This window comes from Bradyrhizobium sp. 186 (assembly GCF_023101685.1).
Classification (GTDB): Bacteria; Pseudomonadota; Alphaproteobacteria; order Rhizobiales; family Xanthobacteraceae; genus Bradyrhizobium.
The window spans coordinates 6,466,794-6,493,355 of sequence record NZ_CP082164.1; the positions used below are offsets into that span (position 1 = coordinate 6,466,794).

A 26,562-nucleotide genomic window follows, 5' to 3' on the forward strand; every position below is an offset into this window, starting at 1 on the left:
CGATTTGCTCCTACCTGGACAACCCAAGCGCACGTTGGGCGATGAGGCTGCGCTGGATTTCGTTGGTGCCAATGCTGATGACCCACATCAACGAATGACGCAGGTTCTGCTCAAAGCGGCCGTTGTCGATCGCACCCGGCATTTGTTCGGACAGCGTCGCACGCATGCCGAGGATGTCGAGCGCAACCTCGCCGAAACGTTCCATCAATTCCCCTGAGAAGACCTTGCTCATCGCGCCATATTCCGGTGGCGTCACGCCATCTGCGGCAAGGTCCGCGCACTGCATCATCAAAAGGCGTCCGACTTCGATTTCGGTTGCAAGCGTCACCATCTGGTCGCGGATGATCGGATCATCGCCCAGCGTCGACCGGTCGGCGTCCTTTTCCACGACATGCCGACGCAGTTGCTCAAAGGCATGGGCGACCTTCAAGACGATGCCTCCGCCGACCAGACCGCGCTCGAAAGCGAGCGCACCCGTCAACACCTTCCAGCCGCCATTGACCTCGCCGACGATGTTCTCCAAGGGGATGCGGACGTTGTCATAGAAGACGTTGGCGAAGGAGCCGTCGTACATCGTGGTCGCCGGCCGGATCGTGATCCCCTCAGCATTCATCGGTACGATGAACATGCTGATGCCGGCATGTGGCGGCTTCGCATCCTTGTCTGTTCGCGCCGCGAGGAACATGTATTTGCCCCACCACGTCGTGGTCCAGATCTTTTGGCCGTTGATCACCCAGTGATCACCTTCACGCACCGCGCTGGTGCGCAACGCCGCGAGGTCGGAACCCGCTTGCGGTTCGCTGTACCCCATGCCGTGCATGGCTTCGCCACAAAGGATTTCGGGCAGATAGCTCTGTTGCTGTTCGGGCGAGCCAAACATCATCAGCGCATTGGCCTGGATCGCCGCGCCGATGCGCGGCGCCTCGCCGCGCTCCATCGTCTCCATGAAGGCGATCTGTTCGAGCGGCGAACGTGCCTGACCGCCGAACTCCTTGGGCCAGCCGAGGCCGATCCAGCCGGACTTGCCAATATCGCGCGCGAAATCGGCATCGAACTCCCGCTTGGAGAACGGCTTGCGATCGAACTCGGCTTTCCGGTCGCCGGACCAGTTCTTCTTGAGCCATCCCCTCACCTGTTCGCGTAGCGCGTTGCCGGCGGGACCGAGATCGTGCTCGGGCAAGCCCGAGCTATCCGGACCCAGCAAGGACGAAGCCAGTGACCGCTTCGCTTGCAGCGATCCGCCCAGCGCCATCGTGTCCATATGCACTCGCTTGAAGTGGAGGGGCGCCTCATGTTCGTCGGCATAGCCGATCGCTCCGAACGTGTGGTGAGTCTCGAGCGAAACCCGCCGCAAGGCATCGCTCGCAAATACGACGGCGCAGTTGGCGAAGTAACGCCAATTGCCATCCTCCAGATCATGCAGCTTCGCCGCATGATCGACGAGCAGGCGCACGCCTTCGAGGGCGATGAGGCCGTTCGCGAGCTTGTGCTGGATCGCCTGGAACTTTCCGATCGGCTGGCCGAACTGGTGACGCTCTCTGGCGTAGTCCGTCACCAGTTCGAAAGCACGCCGGGCGGCGCCCTGCGCCCGCGCCGTCAGCGCCAGCTTTCCCCTGAGCAGGAGATCGTCGAGGACGCCGTCGTCAAGGGCGATGAGGGCGACCGGCGCTGAATTCAGCCGGACCTCATAAAAACCCCAGGCGCCCATGGCACGGGTCGGGACGACCTCGGCGCCTGTCGCATCCAGCGCGACAAGCCCCAGGACTGTCCGGTCGATTGCTACGAGCAGATGCGTACAACTCCCCGCCGCCTCCACAAAACGAAGCAATCCGCTCGCACGGTCATCCCTGACCCGGATCGAGCCGGTGCCTCGATCAGGGTCGAGCGCCCCAAATGAGAACGCGATCCGGGCCGAGCCCGCGTGCAGCCCTTTGAGAGGATCAACTGCCGCCTCGGATTGCGAGGTGAAGAGTGAGAAATTGGCAAGCGCGGCGGACCACATCGGGGCCGGGCAGGCAGCGCGGCCGAGCTCTGCGAGCACAACCGCAACCTCGCGAAGCCCGCCTTCGTCAGGACTGCAGCCGAGAGTGGCGACGCCCTGTCCGACGAGCTTGCTCCATATCGTTGCAACATCCTGTGGAGACGGTCCACGCCTGACGCAATCGGCGGTCCACTGCTCGCCGAGAAACCCGCGCAGGGAATCCCGGAGCATCTCCCTGATGTCGTCGCTTGGGAGCTCTGTCGCGTGCATGGGCGGAACTAGCGCTGGCCGAATTTGGGCTTGCGCTTCGCCTTGAACGACATCGTCGCCTCCTTGTGGTCGGCGGTCTCGAATGTCACCTGTTCGAGCGCCATCGAGGCCTCGAGCAGCATGTTCACCCGATCCTTGAGGATCTGGTTGATCGACAGCTTGGTCCAGCGAATGGCCCAGGTCGGACCATTCGCGAGCTCGATTGCGATCTCACGGGCTTTCGCCAGAACCTCCGCGCGCGGCGTGATATGATTGACCAGGCCGATCCGCTCAGCCTCCTTGCCCTTCAACAGCGTCCCGCGAATGAGGAACTCCTTGGCCTTGTTGACGCCGACAAGCAGCGGCCAGATCACCGTCCCACCGTCGCCTGCAACCAGGCCCACGCGCGACACATGCGTGTCGCCGATGCGAGCGTCTTCGGCCATCACCGTGATGTCGCACAGCAATGCATGGGTCGCCGCAAGACCGATGGCATCACCGTTGATCGCCGCGATGATAGGCTTGTCGAGCTCGAGCTGGCGGGTGACGCCGCGCCGGCTGATCATGGGATCGTGCACCTCCCCCTCTTCGAGGACATCGCCGCCCGGCCGCTCGGACATTGCCTTGACGTCACCGCCGACGCTGAAGAATTCGCCGGCGCCCGTCAGGACGACGACGTTGACGGCGTGATCATCAGCCAGATCGTCCCAGATGGTGCGGAGTTCGCGGATCAGCTTCTGATTGATCGCATTGCGCGCCTGCGGTCGGTTCAAGGTCACGGTCGCGACCTTATCGGCGACATCGACGGTCAGGCATTCATACTTGGCATATTGAGACACAGCTTCCTCCGTTCATATTATTATTGATGTAAGACTTTAGTGTCGCGGGTCGCACACCGCTCACCGCCTCATGCCGGGCTGCATCTCCGCGAGCGCGACTTGAAGCGACATCGCGCCGGGATCCTGCTCCAGCATGCGTTGCACGGCCTCCAGGTGACTGCGCATCAAGCGCGTTGCGGACGAGGCATTTCGTTCGCGAAGCGCCGTTAAGAACTTCCGGCGCCGTTCGGACAGCCCCGCCATCGCAACACCGCTCGACGCCACCTTGGCATAGACGAAGCGCATGTGGATCTCGGTGACGGAATCCATGATCATGGCGATCACCTTGTTTCCGGTCGCTGCAGCGAGAATCTTGTAAAACTCCCGCGAACATTCCACTCGGTCCAACAACCGGCCTTCCGCTGTCGCGATATCCGTACGCTCGATATTGGCCTCCAGCGCGGCGAAATCGGCCTGCCGCGCGTTCGCGCATGCCAAACCCACGACAAGATCCAGAACGTGGATCCGCGCCTCGGATAACTCGCGCACCGAGATCGTGCCGAGGCTCAGCATGTCCTGCATCACCACGTTCATGCGGCTGGTGTCGCCCGCCTGAACGAAAGCGCCGCCCTTGACGCCCTTTTGCAGCCGGAGCACCCCGGCCATCTCGAGACTGCGCAGCGCCTCTCTCAGGACATTGCGGCTGACGCCAAGCTGCTGGGCGAGATCCCGCTCGGGCGGCAATTTGTCGCCCGGCTTGAGGACACCGAGCGCCAACTGCCCGCGAATTCGCGCGCAGATTTCCTCAAAGGCGCGTCGGGTGTGAATCGGCCGAAACGTCGGCGGAGGCGGCGTGCCGGCCGCGCGGTGGTCGGCGACCCGATCCCGCCGCTTGGACGATGGCGACCGGGGACTGACGGCGGTATGCGGGCTTGACTTGCGCGACATGGGATGAATTATTAAATGGATCACCCATTCAATGGAAGCCTTTTTTTGGGCGTCCCAACGAAAATATGGCGAGGTCGTCGATGAATTTCACCGAGGAGCAGGTCGCGTTCCGCGACAACGTCCGGAAGATGGCCGCCAAGCACGTGGCGCCGATCGCAGCCGAGATCGACGAGACCGATCGTTTCCCGCTCGAGATCGTGAAGCTGTTCGGCGAGATGGGGCTGATGCAGCTCTGGGTCCCCGAGCAATATGGCGGGCCGAACGGCAATCTGACCCTGGCGTGCATTGCGCGCGAGGAGATCGCAAAGATATCGCCGGCCTGCGCTTCGATCGCCTGCCTCAACACCATGTTCATCATGCCCCTCCTCCATTTCGGTTCGGAGGAGCAACGAAAGAAGTTCCTGCCGATCATCGCCAAGGGCGGCGTCGTGACCGCGATCGCGATCTCGGAGCCCCAGGCCGGCTCCGACGTCACCGCCATCAACACCCGCGCCAAGAAGGACGGCGACTGCTACGTCCTCAACGGCCGCAAACAATGGTGCAGCTATGGTGTCGTCGCGGATTTCATCGTTGTGATGGCGAGGACGAGCGACAGTTCCGGCGCGGACGGCATCAGCGCCTTTATCGTCGAGCCGAAGACCATGCCGGGGATCACCTTCGGACGGCACGAACGCAAGATGGGCTTTCGTGGCGCACCGAATACGCCGATCTTCTTCGACAACGTCCGGGTGCCAGTCGAAAATCTCGTCGGAGAGGAAGGCAAGGGTTTTCGCGCCTCGATGCGCGCCCTCGACCTCAACCGTCCCACCATCGGCGCCCAGTCCGTCGGACTGGCCCAGGGCGCGCTCGATGTCTGCGTTGCCTATGCGAAGGAGCGCAAGCAGTTCAAGAAGCCGATCTCCGAGTTTCAGGGCGTGCAGTTCATGCTGGCGGACATGGCCATGCAGATCGAAGCCGCGCGCGCGCTCGTCTATGAGTGCGCCCGCGCCGGCGACGCCGGCGACTGGAAGCGTCTGAACGTCCTTGCCAGCATGGCCAAATGCGTCGGCAGTGACATGGCGATGAAGGTGACCACCGATGCCGTGCAGATATTCGGCGGCTACGGCTACACGATGGACTATCCGGTCGAGCGTATGATGCGCGATGCCAAATTGACCCAGATTTTTGAGGGCACCAACCAGATCCAACGCATGGTCATTGCCCGCGAACTTCTACGATAAGAGCCAAAACAATAAGCAATATTGGGAGGAAGCTTTGCATAACAGCATTCGTCAGACTCTGGGCATGCTTGCAGCATCAGCAGCGCTCGCTTCGGCGCCGGTCCATGCGCAAAAGGCCTATGGTCCGGGAGCCAGCGACACGGAAATCAAGCTCGGGCAATCAACCCCGCTCAGCGGCCCGGCGTCAGCCTTTGGTGCCGGCGCAGGACGCGCCGTCGTCGGTTATTTCGAGATGATCAACGAACAAGGCGGCATCAACGGGCGCAAGATCAATTTCACGCAGCTTGACAATGCCTACAGCGCGCCGAAGGCGGTGGAGCAGTCGCGCAAGCTCGTGGAGGATATCGGCATCCTCGCCGAGGTCGGCACTATCGGCACGGTTCCGAACGTCGCCATCCAGAAATATCTGAACTCGAAGCAGGTCCCGCAGCTCTTCATCACTGCCGGTGGACGTCGCTTCAACGATCCGAAGACTTTCCCGTGGACGGTGCCGCTCTATCCCGACTTTGAGACCGAAGGCCGCGCCATCGCAAAATACATCCTGAATGCCAGACCGGACGCGAAGATTGGCGTCCTGTTCCAGAATGATGATTACGGGCGGGACTATGTCAAAGGATTGCGCGCCGGCCTTGGGCCCAAAGCATCCCAGATCGTCGCCGAGGTCTCCTATGAGCTGGCCGACCCGACAATCGACTCCCAGATCGTTCAGCTCAAGGCGGCGGGTGTCGATACGCTGATCGAACAGTCCTCAGCAAAGGCCGCGGCTCAGTCCATTCGCAAGGTGCATGAGCTCAACTGGAACCCGCTCCATGTCATCGGCGGCTCGACGGCATCGGTTGAAACCGTCTTGAAGCCCGCCGGCCTTGATGCGTCAAAGGGATTGATCACCACTCAATTCCTCAAACAGCCGGGCGACCCCGCCTGGGCAGACGATGAGGAAATGAAAACCTACAAGGCATTCCTGAAGAAGTACGCACCATCGGCCAATCCGGACGACTATTCAGTGCTGGTGGCCTACATGAACGTGAACGCCCTCACCGCCGTATTGAAGAAATGCGGGGACGAACTGACTAGAGACAATCTCATCCGTCAGGCGACCTCGCTTCATGGCACGCGGATGCCTCTGATGCTTCCCGGCGTCTCGATCAGCACGGCACCCGGCGACTACACGCCATTCAAGATCCTCCGGATCGCCAAGTTTGATGGAACAAGCTGGGCCCTCTCTGGCGATCCCGTCTCGGCAGAATAGATCAGCATCTCTCGACGGCGGTGGCCGGCGTCAGGCGTCCGCCATCGCACCAACCGCCTGAAGTGCGTCGATCTCATCCCGCGGAATGCCCCAATCCTTGAGCACCTCCCGGCTGTCGCACCCCGGCGCCGGTGGCGGTCGGCGAAGGTCGGAGCGGGTGCGGGAGAAGCGCGGCGCCGGGCTTGGGTGACGCAATCCGTCGAAGGCAGCATAAACGTCTCGCGCTTCCATCTGCGGATGCGTCGGCGCCTCGTCGATTGTGAGGACAGGTGCAAGACAGGCGTCGCGTCCCATAGCGAGGGCGACCCATTCATCACGCGTTCGTCCGGCAAATATCTTCGCGAAGCGTTCACGCATCTGCGGCCATGCCGCCCGATCGTTCTGGGCTAAAAGCGCCTCCCCGCTGAGACCCATCACCTTCAGCAGGTTGGCGTAGAAATGCGGCTCGATCGCGCCCACCGCGATGAACTTGCCATCGCTGGTCGCGTAGCTTCGATAGAAGGGCGCGCCACCATCGACGATGTTATCCGCGCGCCGCTCGGTCCAGCTTCCCTGCTGACGGAAGGCCTGAAAGGCCGACATCAGATGCGTCACGCCGTCGATCATCGCGACATCGACCGTCTGTCCTTTCCCGGATCGCCGCGCCTCCATGGCGGCTGAAAGCAGTCCCACCGTCAAGTAGAGCGCACCACCGCCAAGGTCCGCGACGAGATTGAGCGGAGGCTGCGGCGGCCGGTCGGCGTCGCCCAGACAATGCAGCGCACCGGTCAACGCAAGATAGTTGATGTCGTGCCCCGCCTCCTGCGACAACGGTCCCTCCTGCCCCCACCCCGTCATGCGCGCATAGACCAGACGCGGATTGGCGGCGTGGCAGGGTTCGGGTCCAAGCCCGAGCCGTTCCATGACCGAAGGACGGAAACCTTCAATCAGCGCGTCCGCCTGCGCCACGAGTTTCAACACCGTCGAGATCGCTTGCGGCTGCTTGAGATCGAGTGCAACCGAACGCTTGTTGCGATTGTAGAAGTCGAACCGCGCGGGCAGTTCCGGTTCGACGCCCGGCTTCGCGATACGGTCGATGCGCACCACGTCGGCGCCGAGATCACCGAGCAGCGCGCCCGCAAAAGGCGCCGGGCCAATGCCGCCCATTTCGACAATACGAAATCCATCCAGGGGGCCGGTCAAGACGAACTCTCCTCTTCTCGGAAATCGGTGGGCTTGCGACTTACGACGATCGAACCCCGGTACCCCTGCCGATCGTCCTCAACGGTGAAAGCGCACGATGTCATCAATCTTTGCCCGGTCGACCCGTGCCGCATTGGCCTTGACGTCGCCGTCCTCATACCCAAACGAAATGCCGAACAGCAGCTTGTAGTTGCCGGAAACTTCGAGTTGTTCGCGAACGATGTCCGGAAACAGTCCGAGTGCGCCTTGCGCGCAAGAGGAGATTCCACGCGCGGTGAGCGCCAGCATGATGGTTTGCGCATACATGCCGATGTCGGTCGCCTCGCGCGTATCGAAAGGCTCCGGCATGAAGATGAAGACGGCGTGCGGAGCATCGAAGAACGCGTGGTTGCGGATATACGCGAGCTTGCGTCCAGCCGCGTCGCTCCGCGCAACCCCCATGGCCCCATAAAGGGCCTGCGCCGCGCCGACCTGGCGTTCGCGATAGATCCCGGTGAACTTGCCGTCGGCTGGCCAGTCCGGCCTGATCGGATCGTCGCGCATCCCCGCCGCAACGAGCGCCTCACGGAGCCGCTTGAGCCTGTCTCCGGATACGACATGCGGGTTCCAAGGCTGCACGTTGCAGTTGGACGGCGCGAACTGCGCGAGCGCGAAAACCTCGCGCAGCGTCGCTTCCGGAACCTCGCGCGGCAGGAAGCCGCGCACGGACCGCCGCAGGCGGATCGCCTCGTCGACATTCATCATGGGCTCCGCGATGCTCATGGCGCGCTCTCGATCAATGCCATTCCGCGCGTTGCGTAAGCACGCGCGAGCCGTCGGCCCACATTTGCGGCGTCGGGCAGCACGTTGTTGCCGAGATCGCCACGCGCCGCCACGCCGGCGCTTCCGACGGCGCCGCGGAACATCGCAAAGACCTGGTGGAACACCGTCAGCCGCTCGGTCGCGCCTGCGCATTCATAGTAGCGATCGAGATGATCCTGCTCGCTCGGGATTCCCATGTCGTCGAGCGGCAGGCCAAGCAGACCTCCGTTCTCGTCCGGTGCCATGCGCCAGGCCTGGCTGTTGAACGCGAGGTCGACAAGAGGATGGCCCAGTGTCGACAATTCCCAGTCGAGCACACCGACCACGCGCGGCTCGGTCGGATGGAACACCAGATTCGCCATCCGAAAATCGCCATGACAAAGTGCAAGACTCTCGCTCATGGGGACGCGTTCGGCCAGCCAGCGCACCATCCTGTCGAGCGCCGGATTGTCATCGTCGCCCCGGCGATACTCGCCCCACAGCTTGGACCAGCGATTGAGCTGCCGGGCAAAGTAGTTTCCTGGCTTGCCGAAGTCGCCGAGGCCAACCGCCTTGTAATCGAGCTTGTGGATCGCGGCGAGCGTCGTGCACATCGAGCGATAGCACGCGGTGCGCTCCTCGCGCGCAAAACCCGGCAAGGCGTAGTCGTAGACGATACGACCCTCCAGCCATTCCATGAGATAGAACGGCGTGCCAAGGACCTCCCGATCCGCGCAATAACGGTAAGGTCTTGGCGTCGGGACGTCGCTTCCCTCAAGGGCCGTGAGCACCCGATATTCGCGGTCGATCGCGTGAGCCGACGGCATCAGCACGTTGTTCGGCTGCTTGCGCAGCACCGCACGCCAACCGCCCCGCGTCACAAAGTAGGTCGGGTTCGACATTCCACCGCTGGTGCGCGTGACCCGCGTCTCCGCGGACCCGCCCAGCCATTCCTTCAGATATGCGTCGAGCCGACGAAGGTCGAAATCCATATTGCCATCGCCCGCCTGCCGGTTCATCGCGCTCAGCTCGCGCTCTTGCCGCTGAAGCCGAACAGATATTGCGCCACGCGCCGCATCTGCACCTCCTCGGTTCCTTCGGTGATACGGTAACGACGGTGATGGCGGTAGATGTGCTCAAAGGGCAATGCACGGCTGTAGCCCATGCCGCCATGCACCTGCATCGCGCGATCCGCCGCCTCGCAGCACAGCCGGTTCGCGCGGAAATTGCAGATCGACACCATGTCGCTGATCGACAGCGGGTTCTGGCGATCCATCTGCCAGGCGGTCCGGAAGATGAAATTCCGCACCATCTGGTATTCCGCCCAGAGCTCGACCAGCGGAAACTGCACGGCCTGCTTCTTGGCGAGAGGTTCGCCGAAGGCGACGCGCGATTTCGCGTATTTGACCGTCTCCTGGATGCAATAGCGCGCAGCGCCTGCGCTCGCCGCTGCCTGCCGGATACGGTTCTCGTGCACAAACCGCTGCGCGACGACGAGCCCCTCACCTTCCCTGTGCAGGATTGCACTATCGGGCACGCGCACGTTGAGCAGCTCCGTCTCTGCATGATCGCTGGGCATGTTGAAGGTCCAGTGATTGTAGAGAACGTTATGGCCTGGCGTATCGGTCGGCACGATGAAGGCCGTGATACCCTTGGCTTCGCCCGGCTTACCCGACGTGCGGGCGAACACCAGATTGGCGTGCGCGCGGGCGACCTGGCTGTTCCAGCGCTTGCGGCCGTTGATGACCCAATGATTGCCGTCGCGCACGCCCGCGGTCTCGAGCCAGGTGGCGTCGCTTCCGTGCCCCGGCTCGGTCAGGCCGAACGAAAGGTGTTTCCTGCCGGAGATGATTCCCTCGATATAGGTCTTCTGCTCCTCCGTGCCGTAGTCGGCGAGCGCCGGGATGATCGGAAAGTTGCCGACGATCGAGGACTCGTCCTGGAGGTCGTTATGCAGACCAAGGCCCTTGGCGGCGAGGTGCTCACGGATCGCGGCAATGGCAAGATTCGACGCGCCTTGGCCACCACAGGATTTCGGCAGACCGTAGCGCAGGTGCCCGGCCTTGTCGGCGAGGCGCTCCATCTCGGTGATCAGGGCGCGCCATTCGTCTCGGGGGCGGCCGTCATTGTCCCAATCGGTACGGGCGTTCTCGCGACGGTGATCGAAGAACTGCTTATGGTCGCGCTCGAGCGGTTTGATCTCCGCCTCGATGAACGCGTCGAGTTCTGCGAGCTTATCGGTGATGTCCTTGGGCAGTTCGAAATCCACGGCGCTTCTCCTGTTCTTATTGTCCTGAGCAACAGCGTTGCTAGAGCGCGATCCGACCGTAGGGATGGGTGCTGCTGACGCCACCGTCGACGGAGAGCAGTTGGCCATCGACATAAGACGAGTCGTCGCCGGCAAGGAATGCCGCCGCAGCCGCGATCTCCTCGGCGCGCCCCGGGCGCTTCAGCGGCGTCACATGCCCGAGCTTGGATTCGACGCCGCGGGCACGTGCGTCCTCGAACACCTTGCGGGTCAATTGCGTCTCGACGAGCCCCGGCAGCACAGCATTGACGCGCACACCGGTCCCGGCAAAGGCGTTGGCCGCCGTCTGCGCCAGATTGTTCACGGCCGCCTTGCTTGCGCTGTAGGAGATCGCGCCGGCGTTGGCGCGCAGTGATGCGGCCGACGAGGTCAGGATGATAGAGCCGTAACCCTGCGCCGTCATGTGACGGCCGGCATATTTGATGGCGAGGAAACAACTGATCGTGTTGATGCGGTAGACCTCGGACCATTCTTCTACCGTTTGTTCCAGCAACGGCGTGTTGGTCCCGGTGACGCCGATATTGGCGAAGAAGATCTCCATCCCCCCGAACTCCGAGACGCAGCGCGACACGATCGCCGCTACGTTCTCTTCGATCGAGGCGTCCGTGATCAGGGCAGACGCGACTCCGCCCTCGCCCCGGATTGCCGCGGCGGTTTCCTCGGCATTGCCGGCGCGGCCGACCACCAGGACGGCCGCGCCCTCGCGCGCGAAACGAATGGCGCTGGCGCGACCGATTCCGCTTCCACCGCCGGTGACGACCGCGCGCTTGCCCTCGAGCCGGTTCATGCGCGTTCTCCTATCTGGCAGGAATAGTCCAACCGCCGTCGGCCGTGATGACCGCGCCCTGGATGTAGCTGGCGTCGTCGCTTGCGAGGAACGCCGCAAGCGCGGCAATCTCTTCCGGTGCGCCGAAGCGCCCCGCCGGCATCTCGGCCTGCCGCGCCGCAATCGTCACTTCATCGAATTGTGCGATCGAGGCCGGTGTTCCGATCATGCCCGGCGCGATCACGTTGACGCGGATCTTCTTCGCGCTGAGTTCGATCGCGGACGCCCGCGAGAGCCCGACGACGCCGGCCTTGAGCGCGGAATAGGCAATCGAGTCCTTGGCCGGGTGAAACGCCGACACCGAGCTGAGATTCACGATCGATCCGCCGCCGCGCCGCTCCATCTGCGGAGCAACGGCCTGCGTGGTCCAAATCAAGCCATGCACGCCGACCGCGAACATCCGCTCGACCGTCTCGACCTCGATCCGCGGCAGCGGCTCAAAGCGCGCCCATACGGCATTGTTGACGAGGACGGCCACGGGTGCGCTGAATTCACGCTCGACGCGCTCGAAGAGCGCGTGAACGTCATCGCGCCTGCCGACATCGACCTCGTAGCCCCTCGCCTCGAACCCCATGTCCTTCAGCCGGCTGACCGCGGGCTCGAGCCGTCGCGCGCTGACATCGACGCAGGCAAGGCGCCCGCCCTCCTGGCCGAAGCGCTCCGCAATCGAAAGACCGATCCCGCGCGCCGCGCCGGTGACGACGCAGACCCGATCCTTGAGACGGGGGGTCATGCGCTGGCCTTGTGTGGCGGTTCGGCGAATGCCTTGGCGATCTCGCGGAGCTGATATTTTTGCACCTTGCCGGCCGGTGTTTTGGGCAGATCAGCGACGATTTCAATGCGTTCCGGCCAGTATTGCTTGGCGACCTTGTGCTCGGCCAGGTGGGACTGCACGTCCGCCAGATCGAGCGTCTGACCGGGACGCAGCATGATGAAGGCACAGGCCCGCTCTCCCAGCCGTGGATCCGGATATCCGACGATTGCGACGGAAAGCACGGCCGGGTGCTTAAACAGCAGATTCTCGATGTCGAAGACGGGAACGTTCTCTCCGCCGCGGATGATGATGTCCTTGATGCGGCCGTCGATCCGGATGTAGCCCTCGTCGTCCATGTAGGCCATATCGCCGGTATCGAACCACCCGTCGGCGTCAAACGGCTCCATGTCCGCCCGCTTGTAGTAGCCAAGGAACATCTGCGCGCCGCGGACCTTGAGCAGTCCCTTCTCTCCGACCGGAGCCGGAGATCCATCCGTACGTACCACCTTCACAGCAACGCCTTCGACCGGTCGCCCGTCAGTCTTCGACGATTTTTCCAGCGCGCGCTCGGGTTCGGTCAACGTGCTCGACAGAGACTCGGTCATGCCCCACAACGAGCAGACCTTGAGGTCGAGCTCGCGATAGGCGCGATCGATCAACGCCGGCGGGATTGGCGCGCCAGCGCAGAGGAACTTGCGCAGTTGAGCCGGCTTCGCTGCGCCGGCTGCGACGGCCTCGCACATGTCGGCGAGGAACGTCGCAGCGCCGGCGGAATAGGTGACGCCCTCCTTGGCCATGATCGAGACGCCGCGCCTGGGCTCCCAGATGTCTTGAAAGATCACGGTCGCGCCGATCTTCAGACCAAGCAGCATACCGGCCGCGAACCCGGTCATGTGGCCAAGTGGCGAGCAAACCAGCATTGTGTCGCTTGCATCGAGGCCGAACCGTCCCGCAAGCCCGATGCAGCAGCCCATCAGCGTGTTCAGGCAATGCATGACGCCCTTGGGCGATCCCGTCGTGCCTGAGGTGAACATCAGCACGGCCATTTGGTCGGCTGGAAGCGCGCCGATCTCGCCGGCCGGCGGTGGACCGAGGCGCTCGTTCCCGGATAGCAACGTCCGATCGAAGCTCGCCGGCCCCTCGCCGTCGACGACCACGATGTGCTTGAGCTTGGGCAGCGCCGGCTGTAGCGAACGGGCCATGGCCTCGTGATCGAAGCCGCGGAACAGTTTGGGCACGACCAGCAGCTTCGTCTCTGCGAAACCGAGCATGTAGCTGAGTTCGTGCTCGCGGAAGATCGGCATCAGCGGATTGACGACCGCTCCAACCCGGAAGGCTGCCAGCGCGATGACCGCGAACTCCCACCAGTTGGGCAACTGGACAGACACGACGTCGCCCGAACCGACACCTAGACCGCGCAGCGCGGCTGCTGCACGCGAAATCAAATCACCAAGTTCCGCATAGCTGAGACGCGTCGGTTCATTGCGATCGGCGCGATCCGCCATGAGCGCCAGCTTTCCGGGAGTAGTGGCGATCGTTTGTTGCAGGAACTCGTCGAAGTTCTTGTCGACCCAGAATCCGCTGTCGCGCATCGCACGCGCATGCACCACGGGATCGAAACGATTCTCGCTCATGACGTTGCCTCCATGACGATTGATCGCTGCACTTGACGGCGCGTTCGTTCGCTAGTGTATTATATATAAAATGGACTTCAACCCTAAAATTACGGACTTTCCTATGCTCTCCATGAGGAATACTGGATGCTTCGTGAGCTAGTACATTAGTTTCACGGAAGGAGGGCCGTCCTCAATGCAGGTCCTGGAGTCGTCCGCTCCGAGCTCGCCATGAGGAGAACCGCTAGGAGACGACAATGAAAGCAGCGGTCTTGGAGCGGCGTGGGGTCGACGGCGTAATCTGGCGCGATTTTCCGGATCCGGTGCCGGCGCCCGGCGAATCCGTGCTCAAGGTTGCGGCCTCGTCGGTCAATCGCGTCGATCTCTACATGCGAGACAATGGCAGCGGCATCACTCACGCGTTACCGCAGGTGATGGGGGTCGAAGCCGCCGGCGAGATCGTCGAGGCTGCCCCCGGGACCGGACTGAGGCCTGGCATGAAGGCCATTCTCTTCTCCGAGGCCTATTGCGGCAAATGCCGCTACTGCCTGGCAGGCGACCAGCCGCTCTGCGAGGACGTCAAGATCATGGGCGAACATCGGCATGGTGGCTTTGCCGAATACATCGCAATGCCCAGCAGCTGCTTCTTTCCGCTCCCGGACGATGCGGACCTGGTGGCGGCGGGCGCCTTGATGACGGGCCATCTCACCGCCTGGCGCATGATGTTCGGCAAACGGGCGCTGCAGCCCGGCGAAAGTGTCTTGATCGTCGGTATTGGCGGAGGCGTGGCAGTCGCCTGCCTCCAGCTGGCGAAACTCGTGGGTGCCCGCGTTCTCGTCACCTCCTCCAGCGATGAGAAGATCGCCAGGGCTGTCTCGCTGGGCGCAGATGGTGGCGTCAATTACCGGCGCGACCGGGTTTCCACCACCATCCAGGAGATGAGTGGCGGCGGCGTCGATATGGTGATCGACAGCGTCGGTGAAGCAAGCTGGGGTGAATCGCTGCGTTCGCTGCGTCGCGGCGGGCGACTTGTCACCTGTGGCGCCACCACCGGCTCCAATCCGCCGGCCGATCTGCAACGCGTGTTCATTCGCCAGCTCGAGATCTACGGCTCGACCGGCGGCAGCGTCACCGAATTCCGCCAATTGCTCGATGTATTCAATCGCGGTTTGGTCAGACCGGTTATTGATTCATCCTTTGCAATGGCGGATGTGCGCTTGGCCTTTGCGCGCCTCGCCTCCGGGACCCAGTTCGGAAAGGTGTCGCTCGTGGCGTAGGTCCGCCGCACGAATAGCACGACAGCCCAACGCCACTCTCACCAGAACGATCGGTGCCGCGCCGAAACGAGGTCGGCGCCGAAGCCATCACATCTTGCAGGCAGGGTCTACCGGAGGAATGATGTCAGACCCCGGCTCGATCTTCTTGATCTGGTACGCCGGCTTGCCCTCCGGGCCCATCACGATCTGACTGATCGCCATGCGCCGCGCGGTCTGATGGTCGCCTGCGCGTATTTCAACATCACCCAGCACGGTATCAGCCTTGAGGCCGGACAAGGCCGCGCGCACCGCGTTGATGTCGGTCGAATTTGCCTTCTGAATCCCGGCAGCAATCAGCTGGATTGCGGCGTACTGGTCGGCACTGGTGTAAGGCGGCAGTTCGCCGTTGTATTTTTCCTTGTAGGCCTTGACGAAGGCTTCAGCCTGCGCGCCGGGGAAGCCGGCGACGAAGCCGATGTTCTGGTAGACGCCGAGTACCGCCTCGCCTTGTGCCGGCAGCGTCTGGGGTATCACGAAGGAATTGCCCAGCACCATTTTGTACTTCTTGAACAGGCCGAATTGCTGCTGCTGCTTGGCGAGGTTGATGGCGTCGCTGCCGAAGATCGTCACGAACAGGCCGTCAGCCGGCTCCGCGCCCAGCTCCGAAATCTTGGCACCGAAATCCGGCGTGCCAGATGGCGAAAACAGGGTCTTGCCGACGGTTCCGCCTTGGGAGGTCACCAAGGCCTTGAACTTCTCCGCGGAGTCGCGCCCCGCTGCGTAGTCAACGGCGATGATGTCCCATTTCTTGATGCCCTGATCCTTCAGGAACTCCCTGAAGGCGCCCATGATCATCGAATCGTTTGCGTTGACCCGGAAATAGTTCGGCGAACAGTTCTTTCCTGTCAGACCGTCGGCGTTGGCCATCACGTCGAACATCAAGGCTTTCAGCGCGGGAAGCTTGGCCTGCAGCGCCGGCGTGACGGCCGACGTATCCATCCCCGTGATGAACATCGCGCCGTCCTTCTGGACCGCGCGGGTGGCGCCGTCCACGGCGGTATCGGGCGTGCCCGGATAGGAAATGAAACTCGCCTCCAGCTTCCGGCCCGCCGCCCCGCCGGCGGCGTTGATCTGTTCGATCGCAAGGTTGACCGCCTTGACCTGGGTGTCCTTCAGCCCGGCGAGCGGTCCACTGTCGATCAGCAGTACGCCGATCTTGACCGTGTCCTCGGCCAAGGCCGCGGTCGTGACAGCGAGAGCCATTGCTGCGCCGATCGTCACCGTGCGCAACGCGCTGAAGGCTGGACCGATGGATGATTTCTTCATATTCCTCCCTCCTCCGTTTTCTCTGAGCTTCCATTACAAAGCCATCAGTGCCTGGTTCTCCGGCGCACCGATGGAGCCGATGGTGCCTGCCCCGACAACTTCTCCCTTCGCCAGGATGACGAATCGATCCGTCGCACGCTTGACGAGGTTCAGGTGCTGCTCGACCACGAGCACAGCGGTGCCAGCACCGCGGATCCGGTTGAGCGTCTCGACCAGCCCATCGATCAGCACCGGCGAAAGACCTTCCGACGGCTCATCGAGAAGAATGAGACTGGGATTAGCCATCAAGGCGCGGCCGATCGCCAGCATCTGCTGCTGACCACCGCTCAGCATGGTACCGAGCCGGTCGGCGCGCTCTTGCAGCACCGGAAACAGGCCGTAAATCGTTTTCAGAGTCCAGTGACCTGCCCGGCCGGTCGCACGACCAAGCAGCAGGTTCTCCCTGACCGTGAGGTTCGGCAGGATGCGACGCCCCTGCGGCGCAATGGAAAGACCCAGCTTGGCGGCCATATAGCCCGGCAAGCCGTCGATCCGACGGTCATGCACCCAGATGGCACCGGAGATGATGCTGGTCTCACGAAAGATCGACAACAGCAGCGTGGACTTGCCCGCGCCGTTACGGCCGACGAGGGCAACCGATTCCCCCTCTTCGACCGTGAGGTCGATGCCACGCAACACGGTCGATGCGCCATAGCCGGCAAACAGAGATTCGATCCGCAATGCGCTCATGCCGCGGTCCCCAGATACGCCGCGATGACCCGATGATCGGCCCGAATGGCTTCGGGCACTCCCGTCGCCAGATGCTGGCCGAGATCGAGCACGGTGACCATGCCGCAACAGGCGAAGACCGCGTCGACATCGTGCTCGACCACGATGGCCGCGATCCTGCGCTCACGCACGAGATCACGCACATGCTCGAACAGGCGCAGCGTCTCCGTGGCCGACAGGCCGGCGCCCGGCTCGTCCATCAACAGAAGCCGCGGCCTCCCGATCAAGGCCAGCGCCACATCAACCCGGCGCTGCACGCCATAGGCAATGCGTCCGGCCTTCTGGTTAAGATAGCCGCCGAGATCCATCACCTCGATCACGTCGTGCAGTTGGTCGTCGCCGAGATGCCGCGCGATGAGCTCGAGCTGTTCACGGACGGTGAGGTCCTGAAAGATGCTGGTGCGCTGGAAAGATCGCGCCATGCCCAGGCGACGGCGCGAGCTGATCGAGCGTCGCGTGATATCTTCGCCGCAATAGCGAACGCTTCCTGCGGTCGGGCGTCGGCGGCCACAGATTGCATCGAGCAGCGTGGACTTTCCGGCACCATTCGGTCCGATGACGCCGTGAAGCACACCGTCGCCGCGCACCTCAAGATCGAAGTCGGTCAGCGCCTGCACCGAGCCATAATTCACCGACAGTCTCTCGATCTTGAGCATGTCAGGGAGCCTCTCGCCGCCAGCCGAGCAGCCGCAACGCGCTCGATAGCCCGCCGATGACGCCCCGCGGAAACACAACGATGAAGAGAACGATGGCGACGCCAGTCAGAAGCTGCGTGAGCCCGCGTGCCCCGAATTCGTCCTGCGCGAAGGAGAAGATCAGCCCGCCCAGGATCGGCCCGAGCGCCCCGGAAATGCCGCCCATCAGGGCTGCGACCAACGCATTGGTGCTGACCGAAAGCCCGAGGCTCTCTGGCGAGACGAAGCCGGCATTGAGCGCATGCAGGAGACCTGCGATCGCGGCCACGACGTTGACGAGCACGTATCCGATCAGCCGCGGCACGAAGGTGTTGAAACCGGAGAAGCGCATGCGCTCCTCGTTCTCCCGCACGGCGCGGAGGATCGCACCGAGACGGGAGCGCGCGATGACCCAGAACGTCGCTCCGACAAGGACCGCCACGATCCAGGCCAGCGACCAGAAGCGCGCCGGATTGGCAAAGTCCGCGACGTCGATGCCGAGGATCGAGCCCTGCATTCGCACCACCAGCCCGTCCGCACCCCCGGTATAGTCGCGCAATCCCTCGAGCAGGACGGCGTGGCTGAGCATCTCGCCGGCTGCGAGCGTCAACATCATGAAGGCAAGCGGATTGGTCCGCACGATCAATGCGCCCAGGACGGTCGCGTAAGCGACGATGATCAGGAACGCGGTGCACAACGCCATCGCCGGCGTCAGGTCCCACTCGCTCATGCCGATCGCGAACAGATATCCGGCGCCGCCATAGATGCTGGCTGCACTGAGCGCCACCAGTCCGGCCTGGCTCATCAGGAAGGCGACGCTGAGCGCGAGCAAGCCCAACAGCAGACCTTCGCTGCCAAGACGAAGCACGAAATCGCTGGCGATGTATGTCGGGACAAGAGCACCAGCGCCAAGCCCGACCGCCCCGGCGACAATCGCGAACGACACGCGCGAGACGTGGCCCCCGAGCGTACCGGTCGCAGTCCCGTGCAGGTCTCCGGTCATGGTGCCGTTGCTCAACTCAAAGCCCTCCCGCGTCCGATGCCGCCGGGAGCGATGAGCAGCACGACCATCAGCAGGATGTAGGGAACGAGTGCCGCAAGATTGGGTAGGAACACCGATCCCGCCACCTGAACGAGACCGAACAGCAACGCCGCAACGATCGCCCCCCCGATGCTGCCGGTACCGCCGATCACGACGATGATCAGGCAGTTCACGATCATCGCGACGTCCATCCCGGGATCGATCGACAGGTAAGGCCCGGCCAGCACGCCGGCGATGCCGGCGAAGGCGGTGCTGAGGCTGGTCACGAGCAGGCTCAGGCGATCGGCGTTGATGCCCATCATGCGCGCCACCGACGGATCCTGGCTCACGGCGCGGACGTATAGCCCCGATGGCGTATATCTCAGCCAGAGCGCCAGCAGCGCGCACGAGCCGAGCCCCATAACGATGAGAAAAAGTCGATAGACGGGATAGGACAAGTTTAGGACGGTGATCGAACCGGACAGAATTTTCGGCGCATCCACGCTGCGCGCCTCGCCGCCGTAGATGTAGATGATGACTTGCCCGAGGATGATGCCCAACCCGAGTGTGACCAGCGCCACTTCGATGTGTGACCGCCTCTGCAGCGGCCGCAGCGCCAGATACTCGAAGGCAATCCCGAGAAACGCGAGCAGGATCGGAACGAAGAGCAGCGCAAGCCAGAACCCGCCGGCCAGAGCGATCGTGTAGCCGAGATAGGCGCCGAGCATGTAGATCGCGCCGTGGCCGAAATTGATGACGTCACGCAGGCCGTAGATCAAGGCGAGCCCGCTCGACAGCATGATCAGCAGAGATGCCAGCGCCAGCGAATTCGCGATCAGCAGCGCGATCACGCCAGCGCTCCTGTGTCACAATACACCGCGCGATGGCACGCAGCCATCCGATGCGCCGCAAATCCGCGCGCTTGACCTCGCAATCGGCCCTCCCGCCATTGCCCGGCGTCCGCCGCCGATATTCAAATCGGGCGTACCGCCAGCCTTCAGCATTTCCCCGTCCTGCCGGACGATTTCGGGTTCGACGCCCTATTAGTACACTGGCTTATCATATACTGTTGTTCACCGCAAACCCTAATCGGGTCGGCGCGCTGCGGCATCATGCACTTCGCTGCATGCCGCATCAAAGCACGTCTTGACGAAACTCGTACGCACCACAACGATATTCGGAGATCGCGCCACACCGTTCGGACACTCAGGAGCACACGCATGAATCTTGATCACGTCATCGCGCGGCGCTTCCAGCCGATTCATCAATCCTACGACTGGCGCGATTCAGCCCTGTATGCGCTCGGCCTCGGCATCGGTGATGATCCGCTGGACGAGCACGAACTGCCCTATGTTTACGAGGGCCGCGATCAGCGGGCCGTACCCAGTATGTACGTGACGCTCGGCTGGCCACCGCTCTGGATTGCTGAGCCCAAAGCGGGGATCGCCTGGACCAAGGCCCTGCATGGCGAGCAACGGTTCACGCTGCATCGTGCTCTGGCCGTCAACGGATCCATCCGCGCCGACCATCGGATAAGCGCCATCGAGGACAAGGGACCAGAGCGCGGCGCCCTGCTCTATTTCGACACAGAGCTGTTCGACGAGGCCAGCGGCGAACGGCTGGCGAGCCTGCGCGCGACCGAGTTCCTGCGCGGCGACGGCGGCTGCGGCAACTACGGCACGCCACCTGGCGAGATCACACCGATCGGCACCGACGCGAAGCCGAGCGCCGGTATCACGTACCATACGCCGCACCAGGCGGCCCTGCTGTATCGCCTTGTCAGCCGGGATTACATGCCGATCCACGCCGATCCCGTCGTCGCTCGTCAGGCCGGCTTCGAGCGACCCATCTCGCATGGCTTGAACACAATGGGCCTGGCGTGCCGGGCCGTTTTGAAGCGTTACGCGCCGGCACATCCCGAGCGGATAAGCGCCATGGCGGTGCGATTCGTCTCACCCGCCTTCCCCGGCGACACAATCCGGATCGAGATGTTCGAGGAAGGTGAAACCGTTCGCTTCAGGGCGTGGGCCATCGAACGGCAAATGATGGTGCTCGATCGCGGCGAATGCCGGCTTGCGCCGGCCTGAAGTCGTCGCGCCTGCTCAAGGAGCATGTCAACTGCGAAGCGAATCCAGGTCAGCCATCGCAGTCGAGATCCGCTCGATCATCGCCAGTGTCGTGTCCTCCGGTTGCATGTTCGGCAACAGCGGGGAGTGACAGAGTGTAATCGTCCACATCAGCAGCGCATGCACTATCTGCTGCCGATAGTGCAGGAAGCTCTTGTCAAAATCCGGTTTGGTGCCGGTTAGCGCGGCAAATCGGTCGAGATATCGAAGGAGCAGATCCTTTTCCCACTTGCGGCGGTCGTCGGGGGTCAGAGCGGCCGTCACGGCATAGGCAAAATCCCGCGACCAATGTCCGCGGGCAAGGCATTGCCAGTCGCACAGGCCCATCTTCCCCGCCCCTGTGCGGTACCAGTTGCCGATATGCACGTCGGAGTGAATCAGTCCCTGCGGCTCGCTGTCATGGACGGCAAGGGCCTGCATGGCAGAAGGCCAAACCGCATCACGCTGCGCCAGCACGCTCTTGGGAATCACATGCGCGGCAGCGTCGAATGCCTTTCGCGTATAGTGTTCCAGGCCCATCTTGTCCGCGCCGATCGTGAACCAGCGCGGATAGCTGGCAACCCAACGATACTTCGTCGCCAGCTCACCATCGCCGTGGAAACGCGCGTGGAGCGCGGCCAGAACATCGATCATGTCCTCCGCCGTCTCGCGCGACACGTAGGTCCGGTAGTTGCAAAACGTCGCCGATTTGGTTGCGACCATGTCCTCCAGAAGAAGGATCGAGGCAAATGTCTGGCGATCGAATGCGGCGTGATAGCCGATCGGCGCCTCGATCTCGAGCTGCGGCCGCAGCTGCATGTAAAAGCGTCCCTCGACCCGCGCGGTGCCGTTGAACCCGCCGATCATGCGCGTGACGACGCTGGGCAGCGATTTGGTGAACATCGACTCCGGCAGACCCGCGCGCCGCCCGGCCTCGTTGTAACTGACGATCAGTTGGTGGCGTTCATGCGTCCCTGCGCTCGCGGGCTTCACGACAACCCCCGTCACCAGTGCCTCTGGGACCTTTTGGCAAAGCACGGCTGTTAGCCACTCCGGCGTGATGGCGTCGGGCGAGCACGGAACATCCTCGAGCCGGCGCGCCTTCGGGCGAACCAGACGCTCAAAGGCGACGCGCCCACTGATCTTCAGCGCAGCCAGCGCCGTTGCGCCCGAGGCAGCCATGGTTCCTCCCTTCGCCAGCCGCGGTCGGCGTCACGCGCCGCTCGGCCGATAATAGTACACTTATGTACTATCTGTACCACAATCCGGGCGGCGTTCAAGACGCACAACGTCGCCCGGCAATGCGACGCGCAGTCGGGGCTATCAGAACCTTTCGACACATCTCATGTCGCGCATTTACGTTTTATAGTATATGATACACCTGTGTACGGCTTTGGACGCTCCACGCCGGCGTGACTGCAAGAAATGACATGGGAGAAACATGAGAATTCTGACACTGGTCAGCGTTTCGGCCCTTTTCCTCGGCAGCACCCTCCTCGAGGTTCGCGCCGCTGAAAAGCAGTATGGCCCCGGCGTTACCGACACCGAGATCAAGATCGGCCAGACAATCCCTTATAGCGGGCCGGCCTCCGCCTTTTCGAGCTACGGCCGCGTCATGGCCGGCTATTTCCAGATGCTGAACGAAGCCGGCGGGATCAACGGCCGAAAAGTCAACCTGATTTCGCTCGACAATGCGTTCAGTCCGCCCAAAGCCATTGAACAGACCCGCAAGCTGGTCGACGACGACGGTGTTCTTGCCGAGGTCGGGACCGTCGGCACCGTTCCCAACATTGCGGTCCAAAAATACCTCAACCAGAACAAGGTACCACAGGTCTTCATTTCGGCCGGTGGCCGTCGTTTCAACGACCCGCAGACTTTTCCCTGGACCGTCCCGTTCTATCCTCCCTTCGAGATGGAGGGCGCGACGTTCGGCAAATTCATTCTCAAGAAGCTGCCGAACGCCAAGATCGCGGTGCTTTATCAGAACGACGATTACGGCAAGGACTACCTCACCGGCCTCAAGGCCGGCCTCGGCGCTGACAGCACGGCCAAGATCGTGGCAGAAGCATCCTACGAGCTCAGCTATCCAACGATCGATTCCGAGATCCTCAAGCTCAAGGCCTCAGGCGCCGACACGCTGGTCTATTTTGCGACGCCGAAATTTGCCGCCCAAGGGATCAAGAAGGCCAATGAGATCAACTGGAAACCGGTCCAGTTCCTCGCCAGTCCGGTCAATTCGATTCAGGGCGTGCTGACGCCGGCCGGCCTCGACAACGTTCAGGGCGCCTATACGACCCAGTTCGCCAAGCAGGCCAACGATCCGGCCTGGGCCGAAGACTCCGAGGTCAAGGACTACGCGGCCTTCATGAAGAAATGGGCGCCGAACGACAGCCCGAACGACTTCATCGCGCTGTCCGGCTACATCAATGCGCAAGCCATCGCAAAAGGCCTGCAACGGTGCGGCGACAATCTGACGCGCGAAAACCTGCTGGCCCAGGCGACGAGCTTCAACAAGGAGCGGGTCGGCATGCTCCTTCCGGGAATCGAACTTACCAATTCCAAGGAGAACTACGCTCCCTACCGCTCCTTGCGCATGGCCATCTTCGACAAGACGTCCTGGAGGCTGCTCGACGAGTAGCGCCGGTATCACCTCCATGCCTGCCGAGCATTGCCTCGGCAGGCCACAGAACCGCGAGCGGAGATCTTATTTGACCATCAAGAGCAAGGCCTACATTGCTGGGATCTACGAACACCCGACCCGGCATGCGCCGGACAAATCCACCGCCCAACTTCACGCCGAGGTCGCCAAGGGCGCGATCGAGGATGCCGGGCTCACCAAGGACGACATCGACGGCTACTTCTGCGCCGGTGACGCGCCGGGCGGTGCCTGGCCGATGGTCGATTATCTCGGCCTCAAGGTGCGCCATATCGACAGCACCGACACCGGCGGCTGCTCCTACATCATCCATCTCGGCCATGCAGCGGAGGCGATCGCGGCGGGCAAGTGCTCGATCGCGCTGATCACGCTGGCCGGCAAGCCGCGCACCGGCCCGACGCCGCCGCGTGCGCCTGGCGCCGAGGCCGACTTCGAGACGGCCTACGGTGCGACCACCCACAATGCCTATGGCATGTGCGCCATGCGCCACATGCACGACTACGGCACCCACCTCCGAGCAGCTCGCCTGGATCAAGGTCGCGGCTTCGCATCACGCGCAGTACAACCCACACGCGATGCTGAAGGACGTCGTCACCGTCGAGGATGTGGTCAATTCCCCTATGATCTCGGACCCCCTGCATCGGCTCGACTGCTGCGTCGTCACCGATGGCGGCGGCGCGCTGATCGTGACCACGCCGGAGATCGCGAAGAGCCTCAAGAAGCCCTTGGTGCGGCTGATCGGGCACGGCGAGGCGATGAAAGGCCCGCGCGGCGGCAAGGATCTCGATCTTACTTACTCCGCCGGAATCTGGTCCGGTCCGCGCGCGTTCGAGGAAGCCGGCATCACGCCGAAGGACATCAAATACGCCTCGATCTACGACAGCTTCACCATCACGGTGCTGATGCAGCTCGAGGACCTCGGCTTCTGCAAGAAGGGCGAGGGCGGCAAATTCGTCGCCGACGGCAATCTGATCTCCGGCGTCGGCAAGCTTCCGTTCAACACCGACGGTGGCGGCCTCTGCAGCAATCATCCCGTCAACCGAGGCGGCATGACCAAGATCATCGAGGCCGTGCGGCAGCTGCGCGGCGAGGCGCATCCGAAGGTGCAAGTGCAAACTTGCGATCTCGCCATCGCCCACGGCACCGGCGGCCTTCTCGGCGTCCGCCACGCCGCCTCGACTGCCATTCTGGAGCGCGTGTGATGAGCGAGACAAAGAAATATCCGGCGCCGGTGACGAATCCGGAGACCGCCGCGTTCTGGGAAGCTGCCAAGCAGGGCAAGTTCATGATCAAGAGCTGCACGGCTTGCGGCGAGGCGCACTATTTTCCGCGCGCGATCTGCCCGTTCTGCTTCTCCGACAAGACGGTGTGGGAAGAGAGTTCGGGTGAGGCCACGATCTACACCTACAGCTTGATGCGGAAGTCACCGACCGGTCCTTACGCGATCGGCTATGTCACGCTGAAGGAAGGTCCGTCGGTGCAGACCAACTTCGTCGATTGCGACCTCGAGAAGCTCAAGATCGGCCAGAAGGTGAAGGTGGTGTTCAAGCCGACCGACGGCGCACCGCTGCCGTTTTTCACAACGGCCTGACGCGCGTCGTAATTTCCCGAAGCGATCAGACGCCAGTCAACTGACGACCTCCTCGCGGCGCAATTCGGCGATGCTCGCGGCAGACAGGCCCATGTCCTTCAGGACGTCGTCAGTGTGTTGTCCGAGCATCGGCGGCGGCAGGCCGGGGTTGCGCTCTTCCCCGACGAAGGTGACGGGATGACCGACGCAATTGAGACGACCCGCGGCGGGATGATCATACTGCATGATGAGCTGGTCGGCCTTTGTGTGCGGATGATCCAGCAGCTGCGCGAGTGTATTGATCGGCGAACAGGGAATGCCGACCTCGTTCAGCGCCGCATTCCAGTACGCCACGGTGTTGCTGGCAATCACCGATTGCACATGGTGAAGCGTCTCGGTGCGATGCTTCACACGCTCTGCATTGGTGCGGAATTTCGGGTCGTCTACGATCTCGTTCAGGCCGACGACGCCACAGAACTTGCGCCAGAGATTGTCGTTCGCCACCCCGATCATGATCGGACCGTCCGACGCCTCAAACGCCTGGTAGGGACATAACGATTCGTGGCTGGAACCGCACTTGGGCGGTTGTGTCCCCCGCTCCCAGAAGGTCTGGAGATTGTAGCCCAGAAGCCCAAGCGCGGTGTCGAACAGCGACACCTGGATCGCCGCGCCCTTGCCGGACTTCTCTCGCGCAAACAGGCTGGCGAGTATGCCGCTGAATGCATGCACGCCTGTCATCTGATCAATCGGGGAAATGGGGCTTCGGATATATCCGCCGCCCTCGTCGCCCGTCATCGACATGACGCCGCTGAAGGCCTGCAAGATCACGTCGTAACCCGGCGAATTCTTGAGAGGTCCCGTCCGACCGAACCCCGAGATGCTGCAATGGATCAGCCGGTCGTTGAGCGCGCAGAGGCTCGCGGCATCGATTCCCAACCGCTCGGCGACGCCAGTGCCGAAGCTCTCGATGGCGACGTCGGCGGATTTCGCGAGTTCGTGCACGAGCTTGCGCCCCTTGTCGGACTTCATGTTGATCGCAATGCTGCGCTTGTTGCGATTGGCACTCAGAAAAACCGTGCCAAGACCCGGCGCAGGAAACGGCGGCCACCCCCGCGTCTCATCCCCCTGCCCCACCGCCTCGACTTTGATGACCTCGGCGCCGAGATCGCCGAGATATTGCGCGCAGAGCGGGCCTGCGAGAACCTTCGAAAGATCGAGAACCTTTATACCGTCAAGGGGTTTCGACACGACTTCTCTC

Annotated in this window: 23 protein-coding genes and 1 pseudogene; 7 read left to right on the plus strand and 17 right to left on the minus strand. The window is 62.7% G+C overall.

The window, feature by feature from the left end:
- Window positions 1-10: 10 nt before the first annotated feature.
- From IVB18_RS31200 to IVB18_RS31210, 3 genes are read right to left on the minus strand one after another with little or no spacing between them, the layout of a single operon-like run.
- Window positions 11-2,212: an acyl-CoA dehydrogenase gene (locus IVB18_RS31200; protein ID WP_247984186.1), complete on the minus strand. Its 2,202-nt coding sequence runs from the start codon at window positions 2,210-2,212 to the stop codon at window positions 11-13.
- A 47-nt stretch (window positions 2,213-2,259) separates the two neighbouring features.
- Window positions 2,260-3,069 (minus strand): enoyl-CoA hydratase-related protein, encoded by an 810-nt coding sequence (locus IVB18_RS31205; RefSeq protein WP_247984187.1) that lies wholly within the window; start codon window positions 3,067-3,069, stop codon window positions 2,260-2,262.
- 60 nt (window positions 3,070-3,129) lie between these two features.
- Window positions 3,130-3,996, minus strand: a complete 867-nt coding sequence (locus tag IVB18_RS31210) for a GntR family transcriptional regulator (protein ID WP_247984188.1) — start codon at window positions 3,994-3,996, stop codon at window positions 3,130-3,132.
- 80 nt (window positions 3,997-4,076) lie between these two features.
- Here IVB18_RS31210 and IVB18_RS31215 point away from each other — a divergent pair, with 80 nt between their 5' ends.
- Window positions 4,077-5,216: an acyl-CoA dehydrogenase family protein gene (locus tag IVB18_RS31215; protein ID WP_247984189.1), complete on the plus strand. Its 1,140-nt coding sequence runs from the start codon at window positions 4,077-4,079 to the stop codon at window positions 5,214-5,216.
- 64 nt (window positions 5,217-5,280) lie between these two features.
- Window positions 5,281-6,465 (plus strand): ABC transporter substrate-binding protein, encoded by a 1,185-nt coding sequence (locus tag IVB18_RS31220; protein WP_247991775.1) that lies wholly within the window; start codon window positions 5,281-5,283, stop codon window positions 6,463-6,465.
- Window positions 6,466-6,495: 30 nt separating this feature from the next.
- Here the strand turns inward: IVB18_RS31220 and IVB18_RS31225 are convergent, their stop codons facing one another.
- The 7 genes from IVB18_RS31225 to IVB18_RS31255 all read right to left on the minus strand — a co-directional run bounded on the left by IVB18_RS31225 (window position 6,496) and on the right by IVB18_RS31255 (window position 13,949).
- A complete protein-coding gene (locus IVB18_RS31225) occupies window positions 6,496-7,647 on the minus strand; it encodes a CaiB/BaiF CoA-transferase family protein (protein ID WP_247984190.1) in 1,152 nt (383 codons plus the stop codon).
- A gap of 78 nt (window positions 7,648-7,725) precedes the next feature.
- Window positions 7,726-8,409 carry a nitroreductase family protein gene (locus tag IVB18_RS31230; protein ID WP_247984191.1) on the minus strand — a complete coding sequence of 228 codons (684 nt, stop codon included), beginning with the start codon at window positions 8,407-8,409 and terminating at the stop codon, window positions 7,726-7,728.
- A complete protein-coding gene (locus tag IVB18_RS31235) occupies window positions 8,406-9,446 on the minus strand; it encodes a phosphotransferase family protein (RefSeq protein ID WP_247984192.1) in 1,041 nt (346 codons plus the stop codon). The genes IVB18_RS31230 and IVB18_RS31235 overlap by 4 nt, the downstream gene beginning before the upstream one ends.
- 5 nt (window positions 9,447-9,451) lie before the next feature.
- Window positions 9,452-10,696, minus strand: a complete 1,245-nt coding sequence (locus IVB18_RS31240; RefSeq protein WP_247984193.1) for an acyl-CoA dehydrogenase family protein — start codon at window positions 10,694-10,696, stop codon at window positions 9,452-9,454.
- A 40-nt stretch (window positions 10,697-10,736) separates the two neighbouring features.
- Window positions 10,737-11,522, minus strand: a complete 786-nt coding sequence (locus IVB18_RS31245; RefSeq protein WP_247984194.1) for an SDR family NAD(P)-dependent oxidoreductase — start codon at window positions 11,520-11,522, stop codon at window positions 10,737-10,739.
- A 10-nt stretch (window positions 11,523-11,532) separates the two neighbouring features.
- Window positions 11,533-12,294 (minus strand): SDR family oxidoreductase, encoded by a 762-nt coding sequence (locus IVB18_RS31250; protein WP_247984195.1) that lies wholly within the window; start codon window positions 12,292-12,294, stop codon window positions 11,533-11,535.
- Complete coding sequence (locus IVB18_RS31255) at window positions 12,291-13,949, minus strand: AMP-binding protein (RefSeq protein WP_247984196.1); 1,659 nt, start codon at window positions 13,947-13,949, stop codon at window positions 12,291-12,293. Before IVB18_RS31255 ends, IVB18_RS31250 begins: the two co-directional genes overlap by 4 nt.
- A gap of 236 nt (window positions 13,950-14,185) precedes the next feature.
- Here IVB18_RS31255 and IVB18_RS31260 point away from each other — a divergent pair, with 236 nt between their 5' ends.
- Window positions 14,186-15,205: a zinc-binding dehydrogenase gene (locus tag IVB18_RS31260; protein WP_247984197.1), complete on the plus strand. Its 1,020-nt coding sequence runs from the start codon at window positions 14,186-14,188 to the stop codon at window positions 15,203-15,205.
- 87 nt (window positions 15,206-15,292) lie between these two features.
- Here IVB18_RS31260 and IVB18_RS31265 read toward each other — a convergent pair whose 3' ends face one another.
- From IVB18_RS31265 to IVB18_RS31285, 5 genes are read right to left on the minus strand one after another with little or no spacing between them, the layout of a single operon-like run.
- On the minus strand, window positions 15,293-16,510 hold the full coding sequence (locus IVB18_RS31265; RefSeq protein ID WP_247984198.1) for an ABC transporter substrate-binding protein: 1,218 nt from the start codon (window positions 16,508-16,510) through the stop codon (window positions 15,293-15,295).
- A gap of 33 nt (window positions 16,511-16,543) precedes the next feature.
- Window positions 16,544-17,239, minus strand: a complete 696-nt coding sequence (locus IVB18_RS31270; RefSeq protein ID WP_247984199.1) for an ABC transporter ATP-binding protein — start codon at window positions 17,237-17,239, stop codon at window positions 16,544-16,546.
- Window positions 17,236-17,934, minus strand: a complete 699-nt coding sequence (locus tag IVB18_RS31275) for an ATP-binding cassette domain-containing protein (RefSeq protein ID WP_247984200.1) — start codon at window positions 17,932-17,934, stop codon at window positions 17,236-17,238. Before IVB18_RS31275 ends, IVB18_RS31270 begins: the two co-directional genes overlap by 4 nt.
- Window position 17,935: 1 nt before the next feature.
- Window positions 17,936-18,970 (minus strand): branched-chain amino acid ABC transporter permease, encoded by a 1,035-nt coding sequence (locus IVB18_RS31280; protein ID WP_247984201.1) that lies wholly within the window; start codon window positions 18,968-18,970, stop codon window positions 17,936-17,938.
- Entirely contained in the window at window positions 18,967-19,824 is an 858-nt protein-coding gene (locus IVB18_RS31285; protein ID WP_247984202.1) for a branched-chain amino acid ABC transporter permease, read from the minus strand. Before IVB18_RS31285 ends, IVB18_RS31280 begins: the two co-directional genes overlap by 4 nt.
- Window positions 19,825-20,193: 369 nt before the next feature.
- Here IVB18_RS31285 and IVB18_RS31290 point away from each other — a divergent pair, with 369 nt between their 5' ends.
- Window positions 20,194-21,060: a MaoC/PaaZ C-terminal domain-containing protein gene (locus tag IVB18_RS31290; RefSeq protein WP_247984203.1), complete on the plus strand. Its 867-nt coding sequence runs from the start codon at window positions 20,194-20,196 to the stop codon at window positions 21,058-21,060.
- 27 nt (window positions 21,061-21,087) lie between these two features.
- On the opposite strand, the gene IVB18_RS31295 is transcribed toward IVB18_RS31290, so the two are convergent.
- Window positions 21,088-22,260 (minus strand): phosphotransferase, encoded by a 1,173-nt coding sequence (locus IVB18_RS31295; RefSeq protein WP_247984204.1) that lies wholly within the window; start codon window positions 22,258-22,260, stop codon window positions 21,088-21,090.
- Window positions 22,261-22,519: 259 nt separating this feature from the next.
- Between IVB18_RS31295 and IVB18_RS31300 the strand changes: the two genes are divergently transcribed.
- The 3 genes and pseudogenes from IVB18_RS31300 (at window position 22,520) to IVB18_RS31310 (ending at window position 25,325) form a co-directional block, all read left to right on the plus strand.
- A complete protein-coding gene (locus tag IVB18_RS31300; protein ID WP_247984205.1) occupies window positions 22,520-23,716 on the plus strand; it encodes an ABC transporter substrate-binding protein in 1,197 nt (398 codons plus the stop codon).
- Window positions 23,717-23,786: 70 nt separating this feature from the next.
- Window positions 23,787-24,936: pseudogene (locus IVB18_RS31305) on the plus strand (thiolase domain-containing protein).
- Window positions 24,936-25,325, plus strand: coding sequence for an OB-fold domain-containing protein (locus tag IVB18_RS31310; RefSeq protein ID WP_247984206.1), 390 nt, complete (start codon window positions 24,936-24,938; stop codon window positions 25,323-25,325). The pseudogene IVB18_RS31305 and the gene IVB18_RS31310 overlap by 1 nt, the downstream one beginning before the upstream one ends.
- Window positions 25,326-25,361: 36 nt before the next feature.
- Here IVB18_RS31310 and IVB18_RS31315 read toward each other — a convergent pair whose 3' ends face one another.
- Window positions 25,362-26,552, minus strand: coding sequence for a CoA transferase (locus IVB18_RS31315; RefSeq protein ID WP_247984207.1), 1,191 nt, complete (start codon window positions 26,550-26,552; stop codon window positions 25,362-25,364).
- Window positions 26,553-26,562 lie beyond the last annotated feature (10 nt).